Annotated in this window: 24 protein-coding genes; 14 read left to right on the top strand and 10 right to left on the bottom strand. The window is 51.3% G+C overall.

Going from position 1 to position 25,377, the window contains the following annotated elements:
• Nucleotides 1-61: 61 nt before the first annotated feature.
• The 4 genes from ACU8YC_RS11460 to acpH form a co-directional block, all read right to left on the bottom strand.
• Nucleotides 62-3,895 (bottom strand): autotransporter outer membrane beta-barrel domain-containing protein, encoded by a 3,834-nt coding sequence (locus ACU8YC_RS11460; protein ID WP_446895341.1) that lies wholly within the window; start codon nucleotides 3,893-3,895, stop codon nucleotides 62-64.
• A gap of 130 nt (nucleotides 3,896-4,025) precedes the next feature.
• Complete coding sequence (locus ACU8YC_RS11455) at nucleotides 4,026-4,751, bottom strand: response regulator transcription factor (RefSeq protein WP_151218608.1); 726 nt, start codon at nucleotides 4,749-4,751, stop codon at nucleotides 4,026-4,028.
• A 620-nt stretch (nucleotides 4,752-5,371) separates the two neighbouring features.
• Nucleotides 5,372-5,974, bottom strand: coding sequence for a peroxiredoxin C (locus ACU8YC_RS11450; protein ID WP_151224855.1), 603 nt, complete (start codon nucleotides 5,972-5,974; stop codon nucleotides 5,372-5,374).
• 168 nt (nucleotides 5,975-6,142) lie between these two features.
• Nucleotides 6,143-6,724 carry an ACP phosphodiesterase gene (gene acpH, locus ACU8YC_RS11445; RefSeq protein ID WP_151224856.1) on the bottom strand — a complete coding sequence of 194 codons (582 nt, stop codon included), beginning with the start codon at nucleotides 6,722-6,724 and terminating at the stop codon, nucleotides 6,143-6,145.
• A gap of 90 nt (nucleotides 6,725-6,814) precedes the next feature.
• On the opposite strand from acpH, the gene queA reads away from it, so the two are divergent.
• The 7 genes from queA (at nucleotide 6,815) to ACU8YC_RS11410 (ending at nucleotide 13,529) form a co-directional block, all read left to right on the top strand.
• On the top strand, nucleotides 6,815-7,885 hold the full coding sequence (gene queA / locus ACU8YC_RS11440; protein WP_151218609.1) for a tRNA preQ1(34) S-adenosylmethionine ribosyltransferase-isomerase QueA: 1,071 nt from the start codon (nucleotides 6,815-6,817) through the stop codon (nucleotides 7,883-7,885).
• A gap of 53 nt (nucleotides 7,886-7,938) precedes the next feature.
• On the top strand, nucleotides 7,939-9,066 hold the full coding sequence (gene tgt, locus ACU8YC_RS11435) for a tRNA guanosine(34) transglycosylase Tgt (RefSeq protein WP_446895340.1): 1,128 nt from the start codon (nucleotides 7,939-7,941) through the stop codon (nucleotides 9,064-9,066).
• Nucleotides 9,067-9,088: 22 nt separating this feature from the next.
• Entirely contained in the window at nucleotides 9,089-9,421 is a 333-nt protein-coding gene (yajC, locus tag ACU8YC_RS11430) for a preprotein translocase subunit YajC (RefSeq protein WP_003021544.1), read from the top strand.
• 27 nt (nucleotides 9,422-9,448) lie between these two features.
• Nucleotides 9,449-11,296, top strand: coding sequence for a protein translocase subunit SecD (gene secD, locus ACU8YC_RS11425; protein ID WP_003021547.1), 1,848 nt, complete (start codon nucleotides 9,449-9,451; stop codon nucleotides 11,294-11,296).
• 10 nt (nucleotides 11,297-11,306) lie between these two features.
• Nucleotides 11,307-12,278 carry a protein translocase subunit SecF gene (gene secF / locus ACU8YC_RS11420; protein ID WP_038638190.1) on the top strand — a complete coding sequence of 324 codons (972 nt, stop codon included), beginning with the start codon at nucleotides 11,307-11,309 and terminating at the stop codon, nucleotides 12,276-12,278.
• Between the two features lie 169 nt (nucleotides 12,279-12,447).
• The gene (locus tag ACU8YC_RS11415) at nucleotides 12,448-12,813 is read left to right on the top strand and encodes a VOC family protein (RefSeq protein WP_151218610.1); all 366 of its coding nucleotides are present in this window, start codon (nucleotides 12,448-12,450) and stop codon (nucleotides 12,811-12,813) included.
• Between the two features lie 23 nt (nucleotides 12,814-12,836).
• Nucleotides 12,837-13,529: a helix-turn-helix transcriptional regulator gene (locus tag ACU8YC_RS11410; RefSeq protein WP_210904714.1), complete on the top strand. Its 693-nt coding sequence runs from the start codon at nucleotides 12,837-12,839 to the stop codon at nucleotides 13,527-13,529.
• Nucleotides 13,530-13,575: 46 nt separating this feature from the next.
• Here the strand turns inward: ACU8YC_RS11410 and ACU8YC_RS11405 are convergent, their stop codons facing one another.
• Nucleotides 13,576-14,439, bottom strand: a complete 864-nt coding sequence (locus ACU8YC_RS11405) for a nucleoside-specific channel-forming protein Tsx (RefSeq protein ID WP_003021561.1) — start codon at nucleotides 14,437-14,439, stop codon at nucleotides 13,576-13,578.
• A gap of 298 nt (nucleotides 14,440-14,737) precedes the next feature.
• Nucleotides 14,738-15,277, bottom strand: coding sequence for a SadB/YajI family lipoprotein (locus ACU8YC_RS11400; RefSeq protein ID WP_210904715.1), 540 nt, complete (start codon nucleotides 15,275-15,277; stop codon nucleotides 14,738-14,740).
• A gap of 154 nt (nucleotides 15,278-15,431) precedes the next feature.
• Between ACU8YC_RS11400 and nrdR the strand changes: the two genes are divergently transcribed.
• The 6 genes from nrdR (at nucleotide 15,432) to pgpA (ending at nucleotide 19,538) form a co-directional block, all read left to right on the top strand.
• Nucleotides 15,432-15,881 carry a transcriptional regulator NrdR gene (nrdR, locus tag ACU8YC_RS11395; RefSeq protein WP_016152032.1) on the top strand — a complete coding sequence of 150 codons (450 nt, stop codon included), beginning with the start codon at nucleotides 15,432-15,434 and terminating at the stop codon, nucleotides 15,879-15,881.
• A 3-nt stretch (nucleotides 15,882-15,884) separates the two neighbouring features.
• A complete protein-coding gene (gene ribD, locus ACU8YC_RS11390) occupies nucleotides 15,885-16,988 on the top strand; it encodes a bifunctional diaminohydroxyphosphoribosylaminopyrimidine deaminase/5-amino-6-(5-phosphoribosylamino)uracil reductase RibD (RefSeq protein WP_151218614.1) in 1,104 nt (367 codons plus the stop codon).
• A 90-nt stretch (nucleotides 16,989-17,078) separates the two neighbouring features.
• On the top strand, nucleotides 17,079-17,549 hold the full coding sequence (gene ribH, locus ACU8YC_RS11385) for a 6,7-dimethyl-8-ribityllumazine synthase (protein WP_003021575.1): 471 nt from the start codon (nucleotides 17,079-17,081) through the stop codon (nucleotides 17,547-17,549).
• Nucleotides 17,550-17,568: 19 nt separating this feature from the next.
• Nucleotides 17,569-17,988 carry a transcription antitermination factor NusB gene (gene nusB, locus ACU8YC_RS11380; protein ID WP_000801129.1) on the top strand — a complete coding sequence of 140 codons (420 nt, stop codon included), beginning with the start codon at nucleotides 17,569-17,571 and terminating at the stop codon, nucleotides 17,986-17,988.
• Between the two features lie 76 nt (nucleotides 17,989-18,064).
• Nucleotides 18,065-19,042 (top strand): thiamine-phosphate kinase, encoded by a 978-nt coding sequence (gene thiL / locus ACU8YC_RS11375; RefSeq protein WP_423390324.1) that lies wholly within the window; start codon nucleotides 18,065-18,067, stop codon nucleotides 19,040-19,042.
• The gene (pgpA, locus tag ACU8YC_RS11370) at nucleotides 19,020-19,538 is read left to right on the top strand and encodes a phosphatidylglycerophosphatase A (protein WP_061067419.1); all 519 of its coding nucleotides are present in this window, start codon (nucleotides 19,020-19,022) and stop codon (nucleotides 19,536-19,538) included. Before thiL ends, pgpA begins: the two co-directional genes overlap by 23 nt.
• Nucleotides 19,539-19,621: 83 nt before the next feature.
• On the opposite strand, the gene ACU8YC_RS11365 is transcribed toward pgpA, so the two are convergent.
• Genes ACU8YC_RS11365 through xseB form a run of 4 tightly spaced genes read right to left on the bottom strand, consistent with a single transcriptional unit; the run spans nucleotide 19,622 to nucleotide 23,682 of the window.
• Nucleotides 19,622-20,596, bottom strand: coding sequence for an aldo/keto reductase (locus tag ACU8YC_RS11365; protein ID WP_151218615.1), 975 nt, complete (start codon nucleotides 20,594-20,596; stop codon nucleotides 19,622-19,624).
• Between the two features lie 56 nt (nucleotides 20,597-20,652).
• On the bottom strand, nucleotides 20,653-22,515 hold the full coding sequence (gene dxs / locus ACU8YC_RS11360) for a 1-deoxy-D-xylulose-5-phosphate synthase (protein WP_446895339.1): 1,863 nt from the start codon (nucleotides 22,513-22,515) through the stop codon (nucleotides 20,653-20,655).
• Between the two features lie 24 nt (nucleotides 22,516-22,539).
• Nucleotides 22,540-23,439, bottom strand: coding sequence for a (2E,6E)-farnesyl diphosphate synthase (gene ispA / locus ACU8YC_RS11355; RefSeq protein ID WP_151218616.1), 900 nt, complete (start codon nucleotides 23,437-23,439; stop codon nucleotides 22,540-22,542).
• Nucleotides 23,440-23,682, bottom strand: a complete 243-nt coding sequence (gene xseB / locus ACU8YC_RS11350; RefSeq protein WP_038638224.1) for an exodeoxyribonuclease VII small subunit — start codon at nucleotides 23,680-23,682, stop codon at nucleotides 23,440-23,442.
• A 208-nt stretch (nucleotides 23,683-23,890) separates the two neighbouring features.
• Here xseB and thiI point away from each other — a divergent pair, with 208 nt between their 5' ends.
• Nucleotides 23,891-25,339 carry a tRNA uracil 4-sulfurtransferase ThiI gene (gene thiI / locus ACU8YC_RS11345; RefSeq protein WP_005125147.1) on the top strand — a complete coding sequence of 483 codons (1,449 nt, stop codon included), beginning with the start codon at nucleotides 23,891-23,893 and terminating at the stop codon, nucleotides 25,337-25,339.
• The last annotated feature ends 38 nt before the right edge of the window (nucleotides 25,340-25,377 follow it).

Genomic DNA, 25,377 nt, shown 5'->3' with positions numbered 1-25,377 from the left:
CATTCTTGAAAAGAAATACTCGCCTCCCGATTTGAGGAGGGCGAGTATTTTTTAAATCACATCAGAAGTTATAATTAAATACGGCCATTGCCCCCTGACCTGTCTGGTGTTCAGATGCGTCGAGGTTGTAGTTGATACCGAAACTTACATTTCCTTTCTGCGCCTTCACACCGAGTTGTCCTGAGAACGAAGTATCATCAACAATCGTTGAAGACAGTGTATCGGATGCGTTAATACCGTAGGTACGAATATGCGTTTTCGCGTTGGTGTCGCCAGTAACCGGAATGACCGACAGATCGGCTTGCGGGCTAACTGCCCAGCCAGAATCAAGCGAGTATGTGGTGCTTAAACGCACGCCAACCGGGAATTGCCAGAGGTTCTGCTTCTGCTCAGCGGTATCAAACAGCTTCTCTCCGGACTGGGTAGTAGTATCAAAACGTTCAGTTTTGAGTTGTACATAGCGTACACCGGCGTGTGGAACGATATCGATAGAGGACAGGTTGTACAGGTATTCACCCGTAATTCCCGCAGTCAGCATTTCGGAATCAATATCCGCTTTTAACTTACTGCCCATATCCACCCAAGCCGGAAGATTCTGCTCAACGTCATTACTGTTCCTGGACAATCCTAAATCAACGGTCACGCTGAAATTATTATTTGTCCAGTTTTCATAAAACGTTGCACCCCAAAAATCAACATCATTTTTGGTATATTGCAGATCTCCTTTGGACGATGATTTACCGGTTCCGGAATGGAATGCTAAACCGCTGCGCAAATTACCCAGAGAGGTTTGATGAGTGATATCTGCGCCAATCATTAAACCAAAGTAATTAACATTATTGCCGGTTTCCAGTGCGCCAGTTTTAAAACCACTGTTACTGTCGTGGCCATACAGTGTGCTGGCCCAGAAATTCAGACCTTCAGCTCCTGCGTCAGGTTGGAGTTTGCTGTTAAGCACTGAGTTACGATCGTTGATCGCTTTGGTGGCAGACAACCCTGTGGACAGGGTAGTGTTCTGCACACCTCCGGCCACAGCCAACTGCGCTGCACTGTTAATGGTTTTCACGATATCCTGCGTAGAGACGTAAGGATTATCTATCGCACGTGACAGGAAACGAACGCCGGCAGACTGACTTTGCGTGTCATTGATTCCCTGGCCCATCATAGTATCCAGCGTTTGCGTCAGTGCGACGCCAGGTAACGCGTCAGCAGAGGATTTAGCCTCCGTGGTGACCTGCAATTGTCCGCTGTCTACATCCCAGTGACGTGTTGCAGAAAGCAGTCGGTTGGTCAGTAAATTTTCACCATTCCATCCCTTTTCCGATACACCTGTTTGAGTGGAATCATCGATAGGACCTGGTGAACCACCGTTAAAACCGTCGACAATATAATAGGTCTGACTGGCTTTGGCGTCGGCAATGTAAAGGCTGGCGCTGTCGCTGACGTTGAGCGTTCCATTTTCAGCTGTGAGCGCATACTGCCCGCCGGCAATGGTTTTGCCATTCACCATTAACAGTGAATTATCGGCAAAAGTAGCCGTATTGGCATTTGCGCTGGGGGCTGAGGTCTGTGAACCATCCACAACCAGACTACCATGGTCTTTATCCAGCAATTGCGGGGCATTAATGGCTAATGCGGCGGTAATCCCGTCAGCAGACCATTGCAGACCCGTTTTGGCAAACTGTGTTTCAGCCCACTCGGTCGTTGCCTCACCCAGGATCAGTAAGGCGTTTTGCCCGGCAGTGAGCTTGCCGTCAATTTTGTCATCGATAAATTGCAGCGCAGCTTTGGAAGCCTGACTGATGGTGCTATTGGTTTGCCATTGCGGATCAAGGAACAGAGATGCCCCGTTCAGGCTTACGTTCTGTGCGAGCAGATGTCCCGCAGCGCCCTGATCTGCGGTAGTGCCCACATTGATAGTCGTACCTGAGTCGGCGTTGAGTGCAGCGGTTTGCAATACACCATTGACCTGCATATTGGCGTCTTTCATATCAATTTTAGACGCTTGTAACGCCGCGCTGTCTGCAATGGTAATGGCGCTGTTTTTGTTTGCTGAAATTTCTCCGGAAACGCTGTATTTGCCACCAGCGACCTGTAAATTCCCATTGTCCAGGTTTACGGTGGCATTCAACGAACCTGTGGCTCCGGACAGAGAAGCATGACCCAACTGCAATGTACCCTCTTTGACATCAACACTGACGCTGGCGTCTTCCCCTGCGGAAACAAGGCTGGTGTTATTCATGCCTGTGGCATCGCCAGTTAAGGTGAGCGTTTTTTGGCCTGTTACGAATACATTTGCTTTATTGTCACCATCAGCAGTTAATTCCAGATTTTTCACTGCAATACTGTTTTTGCTGCCGTCATCACCGTCAGCGCCAATAACGACGTCACTTTTATCAGATTTAACGGTAACACCGGCAAGCACGGTGTTTTCACCCACAGCACCAACCGTGTCAAAATCTACACTACCAGCAGGACCAGTACCATCAGCAGACACCACGTTGCCCAGCATAATAAGTTTGGCATTGTCCACCAGACCATTAACAGATTTTACATAATCGAGGTTAAATAGCGCATCAGAGAGCGCTAATGTGCCATCGTTGAAAGATACCTGCTGGCCTGTGGTGTTCAGGCCGGTGGCAGAAGTATTAAGACCGTTACTACCCAGACCATCAGTAAATATTTGCGCTGAGCTGGTTTGCAAAGTTCCATTATCGATGGTTAACGAAGCGTCGCTGCTCAAAGAGATATTATCTGCCTGTAGCGTGGAATTACCTGCTACGGTGAGTGCGCCATTGCCCGTTATATTAACATCAGCAATGATGTGATTCCCCGTCAGATTGAGTGCTGACCCTACGTTTGTGTCATTCAGACCATTGAGGATGGTACTTTTACCCAGCACGTTTAACACCGTAAAATCGACAAATTTACTGCCGTCTAATTCAGTGACTTCTTGGCCTAACTCAAGAGTGGAATTGGTTTTGTTGCCGGTGATTTTACTAACATTGCTGGTTGCAACATTATCGCCCAGAGACACCTGGGCTTGATTGCTCTTGCTGACGTTGATGTCGCCGAGTACTTTCGAGTTGTCATTAATACTGACAATACTTGTGCCCTTACCGGTGACAATATTACCGGTGAGTGTTGTTTGCTTTGTCAGTTCAATATTGACATCTTCAGAATATCCGGCTTGTACAGAACCGAAAATGTTACTTTCAGAAGCAGTAATGTTAACGGAGTCAGATCCGCCGGTAAAAATACCTGCTTTCCAGGTTTCTGAGCCTAACTGACTGTTATCAATATCGACAATTACATCGCCTGTGTCACCGAGATCGACATAAATACCATATCCGCCATCACCATTTTGATTTGCCACCCAGTTTTTGTTCTTTGCCACCCCATTTTTAAGGGCATTATCATAGTTGGTATCCATCTGAGCGCCGTTAAGCTGAGCGTCCTTTAAGTTGATGGCTATATTAGTGTCGGTGCCAGACCCTCCTGATTCGATAAAATCAACGGTGGCCTTGGTCAGATTGAGGGTAGACTGATTACCAGCAAGATCGGTTTTGCTAAAATTAATGTAGTATCCGCTCAGGTCAAGATCAGTAACATTTACTGTTCGACTTAGAAGGTCGTGATGTGGAGGGTTAAAATAGATATTACCTTTATTACTGGCGGAATCGAGAGAGGCTTCCTCCTGGGTGTTACTAAAGTTCCAGGCATAAATTCCTTTAACGGCAGTATCACCGGCGCCAGAGTTAGGCTCCAACAAACTCCAGTTAAGCCCACTCACCATACCAGAGCCTTCATCAGAAGCTGTAGCGGTACCTGATATTGCGAGTAGTATAGAGACGACTAATATCTTTTTTGAGAAAGAAACGCTTTTTTGCGACATAAATAAATCCTTATATTTGCTAACACATGGCACTTCTATAAAATAGGGATGAAACAATAGAAACCGCATCGTGATTGATAGCGATTTTTTATTTTGGAATTTAAATGAGCTCTATATACGCGACATACTATTATTTATGCGCGGTTTTCTTGTCGGGTTTTTTCCAGTTTGTTGGTCCTGCATTTACCGTCAGTGAGTGAATGAAATCTCTGCTGCAATGGCGTATACCTAAAGCTTGCATCATCATCCAGCGATAGTGGTACATCACTTTTTCACTTCTTTTCAATTGTTTTGCAGTTTCCCGAAGTGAAATGCCTCTGGCTAACCAATCCAGCGTAATTGTTCGTGTGCGTGATGAAGGTATCACTTCTGATAACCTTCTTCTGATCCACTTTTCAAGTGAACCTAATACCACCTGCGGAGGAACGCTTGCACAAAAAAATCTGAGCCGAGGATATGCAGCTGAGAATATTGGTGACGTAAGATGCTCAGCAATGCCTATATTGGGATATCCAGATATTAAAGCATCATATTCCTTTAGCAATATCCCACCAAAATACTCAGCAACCATACGATCTGAGTAGAGAAAATAATGCTGAGTACAAATCATTTGTGCTTGAGGAAAACTTTTACGGAGAGCCAGGATTAATGCCACATATCTTCCTGGTGGGACATCCAGGATGATTATATGTGGTGGCGGTCCGGTATATTCGCACAACTCACTGATGGTGAGTTGTGGCAATGAAATATAGTTATCAGGAGTTTTTTTACCGCTGATTAAATTTTGTAATGCAGCCGCATGCGTCCAGTCTGCGGAATAAATAAAAAACCGCGTGCATTTATCTTTACTGCTCATGCATATCTCTCCCTAATCTGCAAGAAAAACACTGTTAACAATGTGGTTTCCTGGAGAAATCCTAATCTGCTGATAAATTGATGTGTAATGATTAAAATCGATCGATAAGATCTGTTTTTTTAATTGAATTTGTAGAATGATAAGTAAAAAGTGTTAATATTTGTTGGAATAATTAGCACAGTTAATAAATTTATAATTTATTTATAAGCGCTATGATTAACATGAGTTTTTTATAGCGTTCTATTTTGAAAAGAAACAGGAATGCCTTATATAACAATGGGATAAGAATTAAAATGCAATGTGTGTGGCGGCATTATTCAGATGTGAAGACATTAAATATATTTATTGCATGTTGGTTAAATTTAGCGAGTTCACTCTTCCTTTATTGCTCTTTGTCTTAAAAATTCAGATATCATCTTAAAATTGTTAGGAAAATTCTTAGAGAAAAATATGTTGATGCGTTAAGGATGTTTATCCAGAGATAGGACAAAAAAACGGTTATGACGTCATTTACTTACTTCAAAATGAGCGGAGAGGTATAAGGAGAAAGGGATGACTGGAGACTAATAACCAGATGTAAAAAAGGCCCGCATTTGCGGGCCTCTTACGATTCATGCCATTTACAGGCTGGAAACGTTCTCGGTCAGGTATTTTGCTACGCCGTCCGGAGACGCGTTCATACCTTCTTTACCTTTTTCCCACTGTGCCGGACATACGTCGCCGTGCTCTTCGTGGAACTGCAGCGCGTCAACCATGCGCAGCATTTCGTCGATGTTACGACCCAGCGGCAGATCGTTAACCACCTGGTGGCGAACAACGCCGTTAGCGTCGATCAGGAAAGAACCGCGCAGAGCAACACCTGCTTCAGGATGCTCAATGCCGTAGGCTTTCTGGATTTCGCGTTTGATGTCAGCAACCATTGCGTATTTCACTTCACCAATGCCGCCTTTTTCGACAGGGGTGTTACGCCATGCGTTGTGGACAAATTCAGAGTCGAAGGAAACGCCAACAACTTCAACGCCGCGCTTCTGGAATTCTTCGTAACGTTTGTCGAATGCGATCAGTTCAGACGGGCAAACGAAGGTGAAGTCCATCGGCCAGAAGAACAGAACGGTAGTTTTACCGTTGGTATGCTGCTTGAAGTTGAAGTTTTCAACGATCTCACCGCTACCCAGTACCGCAGCTGCTGTGAAATCCGGAGCCTGACGAGTTACCAGTACCATATAATTCTCCTGCAATGTTAAGGGGTTTTTGGAACGCAACGCGGGCCAGTATAGAGAGTGTTCGGGAATAAGACAAAGAGGCGCTGGCAATCAATGAGACAGGTTTTGTCTATCAATCTTTTGCCGGATAGCGGCTGCTGCTTATCCTGTGCATGATGCGGGCTATAATCAAAGGGATTTACGTCGCGCCTGTCCCATCATTTGGGGATAAAACTGCCAGAAACGTTCTTCTAACGCATCGTAGTGCGTATCGAGGTCATACCATGAGTCGCGCAGGGCATCGAGCCGCGGGCGGCGGCTGGCCATGCCGTTCAGGACGTTCTGGATAAAATCCATATTCCGATAGCGCTCGAGCCATTTCTCCGACCAGATGTAGTTGTTCAGATTGATAAAGCGCGGCGGCGATTCCGGTAAAATAGGGGTCACCTGGGCGCGGGCATAGCGTACAAAGTCCGTCAGCGGGAAGTCGGGGGAGATTTCCGACCAATGGCGCGACAGAAAATGATCCCACATGACGTCCAGCGTAATCGGTGCGACGCGGCGCGTTTCGCTGCGAAACCACTCTTTGGCTTCACGCACCTGTGGCAGGTTATCGGTCATCACGTCGATACGACGGTGCATAAAGATGCCCTCCACCACGTCGGGCGAATAGTGCGTTTGGGGATTACCCCGGACAAAATCCGCCAGTAGATTACCGGAAAGCGAGCTGTCGGCGAGGTGAGCCAGATGCAAATGTGCAAGAAAATTCATAGTTAAATGTTTATCCAGAGGGGTAAAGGTTGCAGGGAGAACGCCCCGGCACTAGACTACCCGCCTCTTATTTTAGTCTGAGTCAGTGTCATGCGCGTTACCGATTTCACCTTTGAACTACCCGAATCCCTGATTGCCCACTATCCGCAGGCTGAACGCAGTAGCTGCCGCTTGCTGTCTTTGGACGGGCCGACGGGCGCGCTGACGCACGGTACTTTCACCGATTTGCTCGATAAGCTCAACCCTGGCGATTTGCTGGTTTTTAATAACACCCGCGTTATTCCGGCGCGTCTGTTTGGGCGTAAAGCCAGCGGCGGCAAGATTGAAGTACTGGTCGAGCGTATGCTGGATGACAAACGGATTCTGGCGCATATTCGCGCCTCTAAAGCGCCGAAGCCGGGTGCCGAGCTGCTGCTGGGCGATGACGAAAGCATTAAAGCAACGATGGTGGCGCGCCATGACGCGTTGTTTGAAGTCGAGTTTGATGACGAGCGTAGCGTGCTGGATATCCTCAACGCGATTGGCCATATGCCGCTGCCGCCATATATCGACCGTCCGGATGAAGACGCTGACCGCGAGCTGTACCAGACCGTGTATAGCGAAAAACCAGGGGCTGTCGCCGCGCCGACCGCCGGTCTGCATTTTGACGAACCACTGTTGGCAAAACTGCGTGATAAAGGTATCGAGATGGCGTTCGTTACGCTGCACGTGGGGGCGGGTACCTTCCAGCCGGTGCGCGTAGATACCATCGAAGATCACATTATGCACTCCGAGTATGCGGAAGTGCCACAGGATGTGGTTGATGCTGTGCTGGCGGCGAAAGCACGCGGCAACCGCGTGATTGCGGTAGGTACCACCTCCGTACGTTCACTGGAAAGCGCGGCGCAGGCGGCCAAAAATGACCTTATCGAGCCGTTCTTCGGTGATACGCAAATATTCATTTATCCAGGCTATAAATATCAGGTGATTGATGCCCTGGTAACCAACTTTCACCTGCCGGAATCGACACTGATTATGCTGGTTTCCGCATTTGCTGGTTATAAAAACACCATGCACGCCTATCATGAAGCGGTAAAAGCGGAATATCGCTTTTTTAGTTACGGTGATGCCATGTTTATCACGTACAATCCGCAGGCTATTTCTGAGCGCGTTGGGGAATAAATCCGCGATGCGAGTGTTTAACGTCGGACTGTTTTTCTGACGCAGGAGTTAAAATGAGATTTGAACTGGACACCACAGACGGTCGCGCCCGCCGCGGCCGCCTGGTTTTTGATCGTGGCGTAGTGGAAACGCCTGCTTTTATGCCGGTCGGTACTTATGGCACCGTGAAAGGCATGACGCCGGAAGAAGTTGAAGCGACCGGCGCACAGATCATCCTCGGTAACACCTTCCACCTCTGGCTGCGCCCGGGTCAGGAAATCATGAAGCTGCACGGCGATCTGCACGATTTCATGCAGTGGAAAGGACCGATCCTCACCGATTCCGGCGGCTTCCAGGTATTCAGCCTGGGCGACATCCGGAAGATAACCGAGCAGGGCGTGCATTTCCGTAATCCGATCAACGGCGATCCGATCTTCCTCGATCCTGAGAAGTCTATGGAGATTCAATACGATCTCGGTTCCGATATCGTGATGATCTTCGACGAATGTACACCGTATCCGACCGACTGGGACTATGCTAAACGATCGATGGAGATGTCTTTGCGTTGGGCGAAGCGCAGTCGCGACCGTTTTGATAGCCTCGGCAACAAAAATGCGCTTTTTGGCATCATTCAGGGCAGCGTTTACGAAGATTTACGTGATATCTCCGTCAAAGGTCTGGTAGATATCGGCTTTGATGGCTACGCTGTCGGCGGTTTGGCTGTTGGTGAACCGAAGGAAGATATGCACCGCATTCTGGAGCATGTTTGCCCGCAGATTCCGGCTGATAAACCGCGTTACCTGATGGGCGTTGGTAAACCAGAAGATCTGGTTGAAGGCGTGCGTCGTGGTATCGATATGTTTGACTGCGTGATGCCAACGCGAAATGCCCGTAATGGTCATTTGTTTGTGACTGACGGCGTGGTAAAAATTCGTAACGCGAAACATAAAAGCGACACCAGTCCGCTCGATGCTGAGTGTGATTGCTACACCTGTCGCAATTATTCGCGCGCATACTTGCATCATCTTGACCGTTGCAACGAAATATTGGGCGCGCGACTCAACACGATTCATAACCTTCGCTACTACCAGCGTTTGATGGCGGGTTTACGCAAGGCTATTGAAGAGGGTAAATTAGAGAGCTTCGTGACCGATTTTTACCAACGTCAGGGTAGACCAGTTCCACCTGTGAACGTTGATTAATTTTAATAATGAGGGAATTTGAATGAGCTTTTTTATTTCTGATGCGGTAGCGGCAACAGGTGCTCCGGCGCAGGGCAGCCCGATGTCTCTGATTCTGATGCTGGTGGTGTTTGGTCTGATTTTCTATTTCATGATCCTGCGCCCGCAGCAAAAGCGTACCAAAGAACACAAAAATCTGATGAACTCCATTGCGAAAGGCGATGAAGTGCTGACTAACGGTGGTCTGGTGGGTCGCGTGACCAAAGTAGCAGAATCCGGCTACATCGCTATCGCGCTGAACGACACCACTGAAGTGGTTATTAAACGTGATTTCGTAGCTGCCGTTCTGCCGAAAGGCACCATGAAGGCGCTGTAATTTATTGTTTTCCCAAAGGGAACTGCCGTGTTAAACCGTTATCCTTTGTGGAAGTATGTCATGCTGATCGTCGTGATTGTCGTCGGTCTGCTCTATGCGCTTCCCAACCTGTATGGTGAGGATCCGGCTGTTCAAATCACTGGCGTGCGCGGTGCCGCCGCCAGTGAGCAAACGCTGATCCAGGTCCAGAAAACGTTACAAGAAGATAAAATCACACCTAAGTCTGTGGCTCTGGAAGAGGGTGCTATTCTCGCGCGCTTCGACTCCACTGATACCCAACTGCGCGCTCGTGAAGTGTTAATGGGCGTATTGGGTGATCAATACGTCGTGGCGCTTAACCTTGCTCCGGCAACCCCGCGTTGGCTGGCAGCCATTCACGCAGAACCGATGAAACTCGGTCTTGATCTGCGTGGCGGCGTTCACTTCCTGATGGAAGTGGATATGGACACCGCGCTGAGTAAGTTGCAGGAACAAAATATTGATAGCCTGCGCAGCGATCTGCGTGAAAAAGGCATTCCTTATACTACCGTTCGCAAAGAAGATAACTACGGTCTGAGCATCACTTTCCGTGATAGCAGCGCCCGTGATGAAGCTATCTCTTACCTGAGCAAGCGTCACCAGGATTTGGTTATTTCTAGCCAGGGCAGCAATGCACTGCGTGCGGTGATGACCGATGCGCGCCTGAGCGAAGCCCGTGAATACGCGGTACAGCAGAACATCAACATTCTGCGTAATCGTGTTAACCAACTGGGTGTTGCTGAGCCGGTTGTACAACGTCAGGGTGCTGACCGCATTGTGGTCGAACTGCCGGGTATTCAGGATACCGCGCGGGCGAAAGAAATTCTGGGCGCTACCGCGACGCTGGAATTCCGTCTGGTAAACACCAACGTTGACCAGTCTGCTGCGGCATCCGGGCGTGTACCGGGTGATTCGGAAGTGAAACAGTCTCGTGAAGGTCAGCCGGTTGTGCTTTACAAACGCGTGATCCTGACCGGTGACCATATCACCGATTCCACTTCCAGCCAGGACGAATACAATCAGCCGCAGGTTAACATCTCGCTGGATAGCGCGGGTGGTAACATCATGTCCAACTTCACCAAGGACAACATCGGTAAGCCGATGGCGACCCTGTTCGTGGAGTACAAAGACAGCGGTAAGAAAGATGCCAACGGTCGCGCCGTGCTGGTGAAACAGGAAGAGGTGATTAACATCGCCAACATCCAGTCTCGTCTGGGCAACAGCTTCCGTATTACCGGTATCAACAACCCGAATGAGGCGCGTCAGCTTTCTCTGCTGTTACGTGCCGGTGCGTTGATTGCGCCGATTCAGATTGTGGAAGAACGTACCATCGGCCCAACCCTGGGTATGCAGAACATTAAACAGGGTCTGGAAGCGTGTCTGGCTGGTCTGGTGGTGTCTATCCTGTTCATGATCTTCTTCTATAAGAAGTTCGGTCTGATCGCCACGAGTGCGCTTATTGCGAACCTGGTACTGATTGTCGGTATTATGTCGCTGCTGCCGGGCGCTACGCTGAGTATGCCGGGGATTGCGGGGATCGTCTTAACCCTTGCTGTCGCGGTCGATGCGAACGTACTGATCAACGAACGTATCAAAGAAGAGTTGAGTAACGGGCGTTCGGTGCAGCAGGCCATCAATGAAGGTTATGCGGGCGCATTTAGCTCCATCTTCGATGCGAACATTACGACGCTGATCAAGGTCATTATCCTGTACGCAGTCGGCACCGGGGCAATTAAAGGGTTCGCGATTACTACCGGTATTGGGGTAGCGACGTCGATGTTTACCGCAATTGTCGGTACACGTGCCATCGTAAACCTGTTGTATGGCGGCAAGCGCGTCAAAAAGCTGTCAATCTGAGGAGTGCGAAGTGGCACAGGAATATACTGTTGAACAATTGAACCACGGCCGTAAAGTCTGGGACTTTATGCGCTGGGACTACTGGGCTTTCGGCATTTCAGGTTTTCTGCTGATCGCGGCCATCGTGATTATGGGCGTGCGCGGCTTTAACTGGGGTCTCGATTTCACCGGTGGTACGGTCATTGAAATCACGCTGGAAAAACCAGCGGAAATGGACGTGATGCGCGATGCGCTGGAGAAAGCGGGCTTTGTTGACCCGCTGCTGCAGAACTTCGGCAGCAGCCACGACATTATGGTGCGTATGCCGCCAACCGAAGGCGCAGACGGCGGTCAGGTGCTGGGTAGCAAAGTGTTGAGTGTGATTAACGAATCCACCAACCAAAACGCGGCGGTGAAGCGAATTGAATTCGTGGGGCCGAGTGTGGGTGCAGACCTGGCGCAAACGGGGGCGATGGCGTTGATGGCGGCGCTGATCTCCATCCTGGTGTACGTCGGTTTCCGCTTTGAGTGGCGACTGGCGGCAGGGGTGGTTATTGCTCTGGCGCACGACGTGATTATCACGCTGGGGATCCTGTCGTTGTTCCATATCGAGATTGACCTGACTATCGTCGCCTCGCTGATGTCGGTAATCGGTTACTCGCTGAACGATAGTATCGTTGTATCTGACCGTATTCGTGAAAACTTCCGCAAAATTCGTCGCGGTACGCCTTACGAAATCTTTAACGTGTCATTGACTCAGACGCTGCACCGTACGTTGATTACGTCCGGTACGACGTTGATGGTTATTCTGATGCTGTTCCTGTTCGGTGGTCCGGTACTGGAAGGCTTCTCGTTGACGATGCTGATCGGTGTTTCCATCGGTACTGCATCTTCTATCTACGTGGCATCGGCGCTGGCGCTGAAGCTGGGTATGAAGCGTGAGCACATGCTGCAGCAGAAGGTTGAGAAAGAAGGGGCGGATCAACCGTCGATTCTGCCTTAACCCATCAAGAGTGGAAATACTGGAATCCCGATCGTAAGGTCGGGATTTTTTTTGCCTGTGATTTAGCGGCAGACCATTATTGGTTTCGGTCGCCACACTACTGACAGTATGCTGTCAGTAGCACTGTCTTATAGTCCTTCTGACACTACTCACACAGGCAGGAGGAAGTATGAACAACGTCATTAACTGGTTTGAAATCCCCGTGGCAGAAATGGATCGCGCCATTGCATTTTATGAGCCCGTGATGCAGGTTTCTTTGCGTCGGGAAAATATGGACTGCGCCGAGCTGGCTGTATTCCCGCATCAGGATCCTGCTCCCGGCGGAGCGCTGGCTAAATTTGACGGCATTACGCCTTCAGCGCAGGGCGCTATTATTTACCTGCATACGGACGATTTGGCTGCAACGCTTGAGCGTGTCGCCACCGCTGGCGGCCACTGCGTGTTTGGCCCGCTCGAACTGGGGCAAGACATTGGCACGATTGCGCTGTTTACTGACAGCGAAGGCAATCGCGTTGGTTTACATCAACCCGCGTAATTTTTTCAGCACTGAGGATTAATATGTCCAGACGCGCCGACCGCTTGTTTCAGATTGTACAAATCCTGCGTGGCAGGCGAGTGACAACGGCGGCGCTGCTGGCAGAACGTCTGGAGGTATCTGAACGGACGATTTATCGCGATATCCGCGATCTCTCTTTATCCGGCGTGCCCATTGAAGGTGAAGTGGGCAGTGGATACCGCCTAATGGCAGGATTTGATTTGCCGCCGTTAATGTTAACGCAACACGAATCAGAAGCGTTGATGGTGGCTATTCGGCTGCTGAAAACATGGGGTGGGGATTCACTCTCACAGGCGCTGGAGTCTGCGCAGGAAAAAGTGCTGGCGATATTGCCGTCAGAGAGTCGGCGCAGGGCCGAGCAAACACGGATTTTCGCACCTGATTTTGGTAATCAGCCGCATTCACGCAGTGCGTTCGATCTCATTCATCGCGCGGTTTCGGCGCAGCAGACACTAGCGCTGCATTATCGCGATGAGGTCGGGAATCTTTCCTGGCGCGATGTTCAGCCGCTGGGACTATTTTTCTGGGGTGAGCACTGGCTGCTCGTTGCATGGTGTGAAAAACGTGACGATTATCGCTGCTTTCGCGTTGATCGATGTCTGAAGATCACGCCACTCGACAGGTACTTTCGCGAATCAGCGGATCGCTCGCTAAGTGACTTTTTACGTAAAGTACGCTGTGAAGACCAGCCATAAAAAAGCCAGCGGTTAAGCTGGCTTGTCTGCGGACAGATTGGCTGAATTAGAAGTTGTAACCTACAACCAGGTAACCACCCCAACCGGTAGATTTCGCGCTGAAATCGCCTTCGCCCCAGTTCAGAGTGTCGCCACCTTTCCACTGACCGCCGTTATGGAAGTAACGCGCCACTACGGAGTAGTGCCAGTGATCGTAGTTCAGCGCCAGAACGTGGCTGGAAGCGATAGAGTTGCTGGTGCGGTTCGGATCGTCACCCAAATCTGAGCCCCAGTCGAAGTTGGTGAAGCCGATGTAAGTTAACTGACCGCCCCATACCTGAGTGATCGGCACAAAGTATTTCACTTTGAAACGGTAGCCATCCCACTCGTTTTCGTTGGATGCGCCATAGTTCTGCCACTGGTATTTAGCATACACGTTCAGAGACAGACCCATCGGCAGACCGGTATCGATATCGGTACCCAGACCCATATACCAGGTGCTCTGGCGACTGGCTTTGTTATCACCCATATCGTAGATGTAGTTGTTGGCGAAATACCATTCTTTGAACGGACCAAAGCTCAGGTCAGCGCCGGTCAGTTTGTCGATAGAGAAACGCGGTTCGATTTCCATAAACAGCGGAGAACCGTCAGACCAGATGCCTTTATCGTTGCCGTTACCCCAGTCGAAGGTTTTAGGAATATCGATGTAGCCATAGAAGTCAAACCAGTCTTTTTTGGCAAACGCTTCATATTCCAGATACACGTCGTTGTTCAGTTTCGGGGAGAAACGGGTGTGGTAGCTACCCACCACGTTGACGCTCTGGTGCCACCAGTCGGACAGATATTGCGGTTTGTCATTTTCTGCTGCGTTGGCAGTAAAAGACGAGGAGAGCGCCAGCACTGCACCGGCTGCAAGTAATGTTTTTTTCATATGTATGCCACTGTTTGAAATCCCTTTCGGGAGTGAAAAATGCGCAATTTGCGTTTCTAAATATTTCGTAATTCTTCGGTGCCTATTATAAAAATCATTGTTCACAAAAATATGTCTTGTTTCACAGTTCTATCATTTACGTAATCGATTGCGTTCACGTTTGCGTACTTTAGGCGGCGAATTGTACTGGCTCTCATCAATGTTGCCAAGTTTTACCAGAAATATCGGTTATGTCAGAGGAGTAACAAAATAGACGGGAGTGATGTTGCGGAACGCACAAAACGTTCCGCAAAAAAGTTTATTGACTAACAGGTTGAACGTCGTGGATGCGAACAAAACCTAACTGTTCGCGAGTGAGACCATTTATCTGCAGCGGAATGTCGACGTCGCTGGGGGCAAGAATACTTGCCGGGGCGTTGACCAATTGGTTGTGAACGTTCACTTCCTGATAGTTGTCCGTGGTACCCTGAATTTGCCCGTATTCGACGGTGGCGCTAAAGGCGGGTAAAGGCGTGTTGGATTCACCCTGAATCCGCAGCGTCAGGCGCGTTCCGTCGGCGTTCGGCGCAATATTTATCAGCGACATGCGTAACGTGCCTATCTGGCTGTCCAGTCGGGCAGGGGTTTTGGAACCTGGCAGCAGATAGACGCCGCTGGTCGATTTTGCGTTCAACATATTTTGCTGGGTAATTTTTACCGTTTCCTGATTGAGCTGCGTCATCTCTTTATTCAACGTGCTAACGCTTTGATGCATCTGGCGTACTTCACTTTGCTGCGCGCAGGCACTAAGGCTAAAGAGACTTCCCACCAGGAGAATTCTTAGGTAACGTCTTGTCATTGTGATCACTTCCTTTATTGTCGCGATAGCATAATGGTAGTGCGCACTGAGCGCGAAGGCATCGATCCTTTGTCTCAAAAGCGCTGCGCCTTTGTTGTCACGCCAGTTCAGGGTAAAATAGATTTCTGTTAACCACTGAGGTACAGGACGCCGTATGCATTGCCCATTCTGTTTCGCCGTAGACACTAAGGTAATTGACTCTCGTCTTGTCGGCGAGGGCTCCTCAGTACGCCGCCGTCGGCAGTGTCTGGTCTGTAACGAACGTTTCACCACTTTTGAAGTGGCTGAACTTGTCATGCCGCGCGTTGTGAAAAGCAACGATGTGCGTGAACCTTTTAATGAAGATAAGCTGCGCAGCGGCATGCTCAGAGCGCTTGAGAAACGCCCGGTCAGTTCTGATGACGTCGAAATGGCGTTGAACCATATCAAATCACAACTGCGTGCCACTGGCGAGCGTGAGGTGCCGAGCAAGATGATTGGCAATCTGGTGATGGAGCAGTTGAAAAAACTCGATAAAGTCGCCTATATCCGCTTTGCCTCGGTGTACCGTAGTTTCGAAGATATCAAAGAATTTGGCGAAGAGATTGCTCGCCTACAGGACTAAGCCATGCAGGATGAATTGTACATGGCGCGCGCGCTGAAGCTTGCTGCGCGCGGACGTTTTACCACTCACCCCAATCCCAACGTGGGCTGCGTGATTGTTAAAGATGGGCAGATCGTCGGTGAAGGGTATCATCACCGCGCGGGCGAACCGCATGCCGAAGTCCATGCCTTGCGGATGGCGGGAGCAAAAGCGCAAGGGGCAACGGCCTATGTCACGCTTGAACCCTGTAGTCATCATGGGCGTACGCCGCCGTGCTGCGAGGCGCTGATTGCCGCAGGCGTGTCACGTGTGGTTGCCGCGATGCAGGATCCCAATCCGCAGGTAGCAGGTCGTGGGCTCTATCGTTTGCAGCAGGCTGGCATTGACGTCAGCCACGGGCTGATGATGAGCGAGGTTGAGCAGCTTAATAAGGGCTTCCTGAAGCGTATGCGTACGGGATTCCCCTATGTGCAGCTTAAGCTTGGTGCCTCGCTTGATGGACGTACGGCAATGGCCAGCGGTGAAAGCCAGTGGATAACCTCGCCGCAGGCGCGTCGCGATGTGCAACGTTTACGAGCGCAAAGCCATGCTATTTTAACCAGCAGCGCTACGGTATTAGCCGACGACCCTCAGCTTACTGTGCGTTGGTCGGAGCTTGGAGAGTCTACCCAGGCCAGTTACCCGCAGGAAAATCTGCGCCAGCCGATCCGCATTGTTCTTGATAGCCAGAATCAGGTCACGCCGGAGCATCGAATTGTGCAACAGCCAGGAGAAACCTGGATTGCCCGGACTAAAGACGACCCTCGCAGTTGGCCGGAGACGGTGCGTAGCCTGAAAGTGCCGGAACATAACGGGCATCTGGATCTGGTGGTGCTGATGATGCAACTGGGTAAGCAGCAAATTAACAGCATTTGGGTTGAAGCTGGCCCAACGCTGGCGGGCGCGTTACTACAGGCCGGTTTGGTTGATGAGCTAATCGTGTATGTTGCGCCTAAACTGTTAGGCAGCGATGCGCGAGGATTATGTGTGCTTCCAGGCCTTGAGAAACTGGCCGATGCCCCCCATTTCAAATTCAATGAGATACGCCAGGTGGGCCCGGACGTTTGCCTGCATTTAACGACTGCGTGAGGCTTTCTGATTTAGAGGAAGCAGCGCACAGAATATTATGATAAAATCCGCCCCCCTTACGGGGCTATAAATCGAACCCGAAGGAAGAATATGAACATTATTGAAGCTAACGTTGCTACCCCGGACGCTCGCGTCGCCATCACCATTGCGCGTTTCAACAACTTTATCAATGACAGCCTGCTGGAAGGTGCGATCGACGCCCTGAAACGTATTGGTCAGGTTAAAGATGAAAACATTACCGTTGTTTGGGTTCCTGGTGCCTATGAGCTGCCGCTGGCGGCTGACGCTCTGGCGAAAACCGGTAAATACGACGCGGTGATTGCGCTCGGTACGGTGATCCGTGGCGGTACCGCGCACTTCGAATATGTGGCTGGCGGTGCAAGCAATGGCCTGGCGCATGTCGCTCAGGACAGCGGCATTCCGGTAGCCTTCGGTGTTCTGACCACCGAAAGTATTGAACAAGCCATCGAACGTGCTGGCACTAAAGCCGGTAACAAAGGCGCAGAAGCTGCACTGACTGCGCTTGAAATGATTAATGTATTGAAAGCCATCAAGGCCTGATTTTTGTAAGGGGAAATCCGTGAAACCTGCTGCTCGTCGCCGCGCCCGTGAGTGTGCCGTCCAGGCGCTCTACTCCTGGCAGTTGTCCCAGAACGACATCGCTGATGTTGAATACCAGTTCCTGGCGGAACAGGACGTAAAAGATGTCGACGTTCTGTATTTCCGTGAACTGCTGTCCGGGGTGGCGACTAACAGCGCGTACCTGGATGGCTTAATGAAGCCTTACCTGTCTCGCCTGTTGGAAGAGCTGGGTCAGGTAGAAAAAGCTGTGCTGCGTATTGCGCTGTTTGAACTGTCTAAGCGTAGCGATGTGCCATACAAAGTGGCCATCAATGAAGCGATTGAACTGGCGAAAACCTTCGGCGCTGAAGACAGCCACAAATTCGTGAACGGTGTACTGGATAAAGCAGCACCTGTGATTCGCCCCAACAAAAAGTAATTCCGAGGCCGGTCGGATGGTGGAACGTGTTTCCACTATCCCCGGCTTTTTCTTTTTTTCTGCTGAGGCATAACGTATGGCATGTGGCGAATTTTCCCTGATTGCCCGTTATTTTGACCGCGTAAGAACCTCTCGTCTTGATGTCGAAACCGGTATTGGCGACGATTGCGCACTCTTGAATATCCCTGAAAAACAGACGCTGGCGATCAGTACCGATACGCTGGTGGCTGGCAACCACTTCCTCCCTGACATTGATCCCACCGATCTCGCCTGGAAAGCGCTGGCGGTGAATTTGAGCGATCTGGCGGCGATGGGGGCGGACCCTGCATGGCTGACGTTAGCACTCACGTTACCTGAAGTCGATGAAGCCTGGCTTGAAGCCTTCAGCGATGGCCTGTTTGAACTGCTTAATTACTATGATATGCAGCTGATTGGCGGTGACACCACGCGTGGGCCACTGGCGATGACGCTGGGTATCCATGGCTACGTTCCTGTCGGACGGGCCTTAAAACGCTCCGGAGCGAAACCGGGAGACTGGATTTATGTGACTGGCACACCGGGCGACAGCGCGGCGGGGCTGGCGATTTTACAGAATCGGTTGCAGGTTGGAGATGCAAAAGACGCAGACTATCTGCTTAAACGTCATCTGCGGCCAACGCCGCGCATCTTGCAGGGTCAAGCCCTGCGCGATCTTGCCAGTGCGGCTATCGATATTTCTGACGGCCTGATCTCCGATCTCGGGCACATTATTAATGCCAGCGGCTGCGGCGCGCGGGTTAACGTTGATGCGCTGCCTTACTCTTCGGCATTTGCCCAACACGTGGAATCGGAACAAGCGCTGCGCTGGGCGCTCTCGGGTGGTGAAGATTATGAGTTATGCTTTACTGTACCGGAAATTAACCGTGGCGCGCTGGACGTCGCGCTGGGGAATCTCGGCGCATCGTTTACCTGTATCGGGCAGATGAGCGCGGATGTGGAAGGTATTCACTTTACGCGCGACGGAAAACCCGTCACGTTCGACTGGAAAGGATATGACCATTTTGCCGCGCCTTAAAAAAGATGTCGCCAAAAGTCGCCTGAGCATGCGCAACCCGTGGCATCTGTTGGCGACCGGTTTTGGCAGTGGGCTGAGTCCAATTGTTCCTGGCACGATGGGATCGCTGGCGGCGATCCCATTTTGGTATTTAATGACGTTTTTGCCGTGGCAACTGTATTCACTGGTGGTCATGTTGTCTATCTGTATTGGCGTTTATCTGTGCCATCAAACGGCGAAAGATATGGGCGTGCACGATCACGGCAGCATTGTCTGGGACGAGTTTGTCGGGATGTGGATAACCCTGATGGCGCTTCCGACCAATGACTGGCGGTGGGTTGCTGCGGGTTTTGTGATTTTCCGTATTCTGGATATGTGGAAACCGTGGCCGATCCGCTGGTTCGATCGCAACGTGCATGGCGGAACGGGGATCATGATCGATGATATTGTGGCCGGGATACTTTCTGCCGGGATCCTCTATTTTATCGGCCATCACTGGCCGGTAGGTATCATTTAAATGCTTTTGCCGGATGGCCGCGTAAATGCCTCATTCGGCCTACAAACGGCCCGATAAGCGCAGCGCTATCGGGCATTGCCAGATTATTTAAATCCCACCACCGGATGTTGTTTGTACGGCGTCTCCAGCTCGGCGATCTGCTCCGGCTTCAGTGTTAAATCCACCGCATTAAGCAATTCATCCAGCTGTTCCTCACGCGACGTACCGATAATCGGTGCGGCCACACCGGGTTTGCTCAGCAGCCAGGCCAGTGCGACCTGTGCCCGCGTGACGCCTAATTCCTCACTGATACCGGCGAGCCGTGCGGCAATTTGTGCATCGTTTTCATCGCTCTCGTTGTACAAATTTTTACCGACTTCATCAGAAACCAGACGTGCAGTGGTTTCTCCCCAGGGGCGTGTCAGGCGACCACGCGCCAGTGGACTCCATGGGATCACCGCAACGCCTTCCTGATAGCAAAGCGGCAGCATTTCGCGTTCTTCTTCGCGATAAATCAGGTTGTAGTGATCCTGCATGCTTACGAACTGCGCCCAGCCGTGTTGTTTCTGTAAGGCCAGCGCCTGAGCAAACTGCGAAGCGTGCATGGATGAGGCGCCGATATAGCGCGCTTTACCGGCTTTAACAACGTCGTTCAGAGCTTCCAGCGTTTCTTCGATTGGCGTGTTGTAATCCCAACGGTGAATTTGCAGGATGTCGACATACTCCATACCCAGACGTCTGAGGCTGTCATCGATCGAGCGCAGGATTTGTGCGCGGGATAATCCTTCTGCTAAATCATCAACCTGGTGAAAAACCTTGGTGGCGACCACGACATCTTCGCGGCGGGTGAAATCACGCAGCGCGCGACCGAGAATCTCTTCGCTACTGCCAGCGGAGTAACTGTTGGCGGTATCGAAAAAGTTAATGCCACCCTCAAGGGCGTGTTTGATTATCGGGCGGCTGCTTTCTTCAGGTAGCGTCCAGGCGTGATTGCCGCGATGGGGTTCGCCAAACGTCATGCAGCCCAGGCAAAGGCGGGAGACACGAAGGTCGGTTTTTCCTAAGGTGTTGTATTTCATCAATCCACTCCTGCTTAGCTCGTGATGAGTTAAGCATAGCAGGAGCGGAGAGGGGATTATGCCAGCCAGGCCTTGATTTTGGTCTCAATGCCAGCGGCATCAAGACCCAGATCGGCGCGAGCCTCCTCCTGAGTCCCCTGCGGGATGAAGAAATCAGGCAGGCCAATGTTCAGTACCGGAACGGGCTTGCGATGAGCCATCAGCACTTCGTTTACGCCGCTGCCAGCACCGCCCATAATGGCGTTCTCTTCAATGGTGACCAGCACTTCGTGTTGAGCTGCCATTTCCAGGATCAGCGTTTCATCCAGCGGTTTCACAAAGCGCATATCCACCAGCGTGGCGTTCAGCGACTCGGCGACCTGAGCGGCTTCCGGCATCAGGGTACCGAAGTTGAGAATCGCGACTTTCTCTCCGTGACGTTTCACTATACCTTTCCCGATAGGCAGTTGTTCCAGCGGCGCCAGCTCAACGCCCACCGCGTTACCGCGCGGATAGCGCACTACCGTTGGACCATCGTTATAGTGATAGCCAGTGAACAGCATCTGGCGACATTCGTTCTCATCGCTTGGGGTCATAATGACCATTTCAGGGATGCAGCGCAGGAAGGAGAGATCGAACGCCCCCTGGTGGGTTTGTCCATCTGCACCAACGATACCCGCCCGGTCAACGGCGAACAGGATCGGCAGTTTCTGAATGGCGACATCATGCAGCACCTGATCGTAAGCGCGTTGCAGGAAGGTAGAGTAAATAGCCACGACCGGCTTATAGCCGCCAATCGCCAGACCGGCAGCAAACGTCACCGCGTGCTGCTCGGCAATTGCCACATCGAAGTAGCGGTCCGGGAACTTACGTGAGAATTCCACCATGCCGGAACCTTCGCGCATCGCCGGGGTGATCGCCATCAGCTTATTGTCTTTCGCCGCGGTCTCGCACAGCCAGTCACCGAAGATTTTTGAATAGCTTGGCAGGCCGCCGCTACTTTTCGGCAGGCATCCGCTGGACGGATCGAATTTGGGTACCGCGTGGAAGGTAATTGGATCTTTTTCCGCTGGCTCGTAGCCACGACCTTTTTTGGTCATGATGTGCAGGAACTGTGGACCTTTCAGATCGCGCATGTTCTTCAGCGTAGTGATAAGCCCCAGCACGTCGTGACCATCCACCGGGCCGATATAGTTAAAGCCCAGCTCTTCAAACAGCGTACCCGGAACAACCATGCCTTTGATGTGTTCTTCGGTACGTTTGAGCAGCTCTTTAATCGGCGGTACGCCGGAGAACACTTTCTTTCCGCCTTCGCGCAGCGAAGAGTAAAGTTTGCCGGAGAGCAATTGCGCCAGGTGGTTATTCAGCGCGCCGACGTTTTCTGAGATCGACATTTCGTTGTCGTTCAGAATAACCAACATGTCGGGCTTAATATCGCCCGCGTGGTTCATCGCTTCAAACGCCATGCCAGCGGTGATGGCGCCGTCGCCAATCACGCAGACGGTACGACGTTCTTTACCTTCTTTCTCGGCGGCAACCGCAATACCGATGCCAGCGCTGATAGAGGTCGAGGAGTGTCCGACGCTCAGTACGTCATACTCGCTCTCACCGCGCCACGGGAACGGATGCAAACCGCCTTTTTGGCGAATCGTACCGATTTTATCGCGACGGCCGGTCAGAATTTTGTGTGGGTAAGCCTGATGCCCCACATCCCAGATTAACTGGTCAAACGGGGTGTTGTAGACGTAGTGCAGCGCGACGGTGAGTTCCACCGTGCCCAGACCAGAGGCGAAGTGCCCGCTGGAACGGCTTACGCTGTCGAGCAAATAGCGGCGCAGTTCGTCGCAAAGCTTTGGCAGGCTCTCTTTTGGCAGCAGGCGTAACTCCTGGGTGGAGTCGACCAGCGCCAGGGTCGGGTATTTGGCTATATCAAAACTCATCGCAAGCTCATGGGATATGTTGGTTTATTTATCACGCTGGATTATATAGTCCGCTAGCGCTTCCAGTGCCGAGGTATCGAGTGACTGTGCGGCCAGCAGATTCAGCGACTGGCGGGCATCTTCGATTAAATCCCGGGCTTTATTCCGGGCTTGCTCAAGACCCAGAAGTGCAGGATAGGTACTTTTGCCAAGCTGCTGGTCAGCACCCTGACGTTTACCCAATATTGCAGTATCGCCCACCACATCCAGGATGTCATCCTGAACCTGGAAAGCCAGGCCGATGCTTTCTGCATATTTGTCGAGTGTTGCCAGGCATTCTCGCCCTTTGTCACCTGCGCTTAATGCCCCCAAACGTACGGCGGCGCGAATCAATGCCCCGGTTTTGTGGCGGTGAATACGCTCCAGCGCATCCAGCTCAACCTGATGGCCTTCGGCTGCCAGATCCAGTGCCTGGCCGCCGCACATTCCGGCGATACCGCTGGCCTGGGCCAGTTCAGAGATCATCGCGATGCGGTCACGGTCAGACACTTCCGGCATCGGGGCGTCGCTGATAATGGAGAACGCCAGCGTTTGCAGCGCATCTCCGGCGAGGATCGCGTTTGCCTCGCCAAATTTTACGTGGCAGGTCGGCAGACCGCGGCGCAGGTCATCGTCGTCCATCGCGGGTAAATCATCGTGCATCAACGAATAAGCATGGATGCACTCGACGGCTGCCGCGGGAGCATCAAGCGTACTCAGGCTGACGCCAAACATCTGACCGGTCGCGTACACCAGAAACGGGCGCAGACGTTTACCGCCTAATAATGCGCCATATTGCATGGTTTCGACCACGGGAGTGTTCTGAAAGGGCAGTGGCGCGATAAAACGGCTCAGTGCCTGATTGGCCTGCTCAACGCAAGCCTGTAGCTGCTGCGTAAAATCCATTTACTCATTATCCGGTGTAAAAGGCGTAAGGGCGGCGTCTTCAGTATCTGACAGCAGGATTTGCACGCGCTGTTCAGCCTGTTGCAATTTAACCTGTCCCTGACGCGCCAACTGTACGCCTCGTTCGAATTCGTTCAGCGCTTCCTCCAGCGGCAGGTCGCCGCTTTCCAGGCGGGTAACAATCTGTTCCAGCTCGCTCAGCGCTGTTTCAAAACTGGCTGGCGCTTCATTTTTCTTCGGCATAATGAATGTCTGACTCTCTGTATTGGCAGCACAAGACTATGGTAACGGACTCGCACTGATAAGCAAATAACGCGCAATGGTAAGGCGATGTGCACAGGATGACCATGATGGTGGTATACTTGCGCGCCTGGATGCAGCCGCAGGGTATGGGCTGCTGTATTTTTTTCCATTACAAGTCATTCAGACTTGCCAAAGAACCATTGCCGCCATGAAGTTTATCATTAAATTGTTCCCAGAAATCACCATCAAAAGCCAATCTGTGCGTTTGCGCTTTATAAAAATTCTGACAGGGAACATTCGTAACGTTTTAAAGCACTATGATGAAGACCTTGCCGTTGTCCGTCACTGGGATCACGTTGAGGTTCGCGCGAAAGATGAAAGCCAACGCCTGGACATTCGCGACGCGCTAACCCGTATTCCGGGGATCCACCATATTCTCGAAGTAGAAGACGTGCCGTTTACCGATATGCACGATATTTTCGAGAAAGCACTGGTACAGTATCGCGATCAACTGGAAGGTAAGACCTTCTGCGTTCGCGTCAAACGTCGCGGTAAGCATGAGTTTAGCTCTATTGAGGTGGAACGTTATGTTGGCGGTGGACTGAACCAGCATATTGAATCCGCGCGCGTGAAGCTGACGAAGCCGGACGTGACGGTGAATCTTGAAATCGAAAACGACCGCCTGTTGCTGGTTAAAGGCCGCTATGAAGGTATCGGCGGTTTCCCGATAGGGACACAGGAAGACGTACTGTCGCTGATCTCGGGTGGTTTCGACTCCGGCGTGTCCAGCTACATGCTGATGCGTCGCGGCTGCCGCGTGCACTACTGCTTCTTCAACCTTGGCGGGGCAGCGCATGAAATCGGCGTTCGTCAGGTGGCGCATTATCTGTGGAACCGCTTTGGTAGCTCGCATCGCGTGCGTTTTGTTGCCATCAACTTTGAGCCGGTAGTGGGCGAGATCCTGGAGAAAGTCGACGACGGTCAGATGGGCGTGGTCCTCAAACGTATGATGGTACGCGCGGCGTCGAAAGTCGCTGAGCGCTATGGCGTACAGGCGCTGGTAACTGGTGAAGCGCTGGGCCAGGTGTCCAGCCAGACGCTGACCAACCTGCGCCTGATCGATAACGTTTCTGACACCCTGATCCTGCGACCGCTTATCTCCCATGATAAAGAGCACATTATCAATCTGGCACGTGAAATTGGTACCGAGGACTTTGCCCGTACTATGCCGGAATACTGCGGCGTGATTTCAAAAAGCCCGACGGTGAAAGCAATTAAGGCGAAGATTGAGGCCGAAGAAGAAAACTTCGATTTCTCGATCCTCGATAAAGTGGTTGAAGAAGCGAACAATATCGATATTCGTGATATCGCCCAGCAGACGCAGCAGACCGTGGTGGAAGTGGAAACCGTGAGCGGCTTCGGCCCGAACGATGTGATTCTGGATATCCGCTCTGTGGATGAACAGGATGACAAACCGCTGAAGGTTGACGGCGTGGACGTCGTTTCTCTGCCGTTCTACAAGCTGAGCACCAAATTTGGCGATCTGGATCAGAGCAAAACCTGGCTGCTATGGTGTGAACGCGGGGTGATGAGCCGTCTGCAGGCGCTTTACCTGCGCGAGCAGGGCTTTGAAAACGTGAAGGTGTATCGCCCATAATTGAGCAAACACCATGTTGAAGGCCGGATATGGCGGTT

It is taken from the genome of Citrobacter sp. VF227, assembly GCF_052950715.1.
The sequence above is the reverse complement of the archived record's forward strand: the minus strand, read 5'-3'. Positions and strand labels throughout refer to the sequence as shown.

What these genes read in the sequence shown, in the direction of transcription:
- pgpA (WP_061067419.1), top strand. Translation starts at nt 19,020, where the DNA reads ATGACCATTTTGCCGCGCCTTAAAAAAGATGTCGCCAAAAGTCGCCTG.
- ACU8YC_RS11405 (WP_003021561.1), bottom strand. Translation starts at nt 14,439, where the DNA reads ATGAAAAAAACATTACTTGCAGCCGGTGCAGTGCTGGCGCTCTCCTCG.
- dxs (WP_446895339.1), bottom strand. Translation starts at nt 22,515, where the DNA reads ATGAGTTTTGATATAGCCAAATACCCGACCCTGGCGCTGGTCGACTCC.
- ACU8YC_RS11365 (WP_151218615.1), bottom strand. Translation starts at nt 20,596, where the DNA reads ATGAAATACAACACCTTAGGAAAAACCGACCTTCGTGTCTCCCGCCTT.
- ACU8YC_RS11400 (WP_210904715.1), bottom strand. Translation starts at nt 15,277, where the DNA reads ATGACAAGACGTTACCTAAGAATTCTCCTGGTGGGAAGTCTCTTTAGC.
- tgt (WP_446895340.1), top strand. Translation starts at nt 7,939, where the DNA reads ATGAGATTTGAACTGGACACCACAGACGGTCGCGCCCGCCGCGGCCGC.
- ACU8YC_RS11410 (WP_210904714.1), top strand. Translation starts at nt 12,837, where the DNA reads ATGTCCAGACGCGCCGACCGCTTGTTTCAGATTGTACAAATCCTGCGT.
- ribH (WP_003021575.1), top strand. Translation starts at nt 17,079, where the DNA reads ATGAACATTATTGAAGCTAACGTTGCTACCCCGGACGCTCGCGTCGCC.
- ACU8YC_RS11450 (WP_151224855.1), bottom strand. Translation starts at nt 5,974, where the DNA reads ATGGTACTGGTAACTCGTCAGGCTCCGGATTTCACAGCAGCTGCGGTA.
- nrdR (WP_016152032.1), top strand. Translation starts at nt 15,432, where the DNA reads ATGCATTGCCCATTCTGTTTCGCCGTAGACACTAAGGTAATTGACTCT.
- ispA (WP_151218616.1), bottom strand. Translation starts at nt 23,439, where the DNA reads ATGGATTTTACGCAGCAGCTACAGGCTTGCGTTGAGCAGGCCAATCAG.
- ACU8YC_RS11455 (WP_151218608.1), bottom strand. Translation starts at nt 4,751, where the DNA reads ATGAGCAGTAAAGATAAATGCACGCGGTTTTTTATTTATTCCGCAGAC.
- ACU8YC_RS11460 (WP_446895341.1), bottom strand. Translation starts at nt 3,895, where the DNA reads ATGTCGCAAAAAAGCGTTTCTTTCTCAAAAAAGATATTAGTCGTCTCT.
- acpH (WP_151224856.1), bottom strand. Translation starts at nt 6,724, where the DNA reads ATGAATTTTCTTGCACATTTGCATCTGGCTCACCTCGCCGACAGCTCG.
- thiL (WP_423390324.1), top strand. Translation starts at nt 18,065, where the DNA reads ATGGCATGTGGCGAATTTTCCCTGATTGCCCGTTATTTTGACCGCGTA.
- queA (WP_151218609.1), top strand. Translation starts at nt 6,815, where the DNA reads ATGCGCGTTACCGATTTCACCTTTGAACTACCCGAATCCCTGATTGCC.
- ACU8YC_RS11415 (WP_151218610.1), top strand. Translation starts at nt 12,448, where the DNA reads ATGAACAACGTCATTAACTGGTTTGAAATCCCCGTGGCAGAAATGGAT.
- thiI (WP_005125147.1), top strand. Translation starts at nt 23,891, where the DNA reads ATGAAGTTTATCATTAAATTGTTCCCAGAAATCACCATCAAAAGCCAA.
- yajC (WP_003021544.1), top strand. Translation starts at nt 9,089, where the DNA reads ATGAGCTTTTTTATTTCTGATGCGGTAGCGGCAACAGGTGCTCCGGCG.
- ribD (WP_151218614.1), top strand. Translation starts at nt 15,885, where the DNA reads ATGCAGGATGAATTGTACATGGCGCGCGCGCTGAAGCTTGCTGCGCGC.
- xseB (WP_038638224.1), bottom strand. Translation starts at nt 23,682, where the DNA reads ATGCCGAAGAAAAATGAAGCGCCAGCCAGTTTTGAAACAGCGCTGAGC.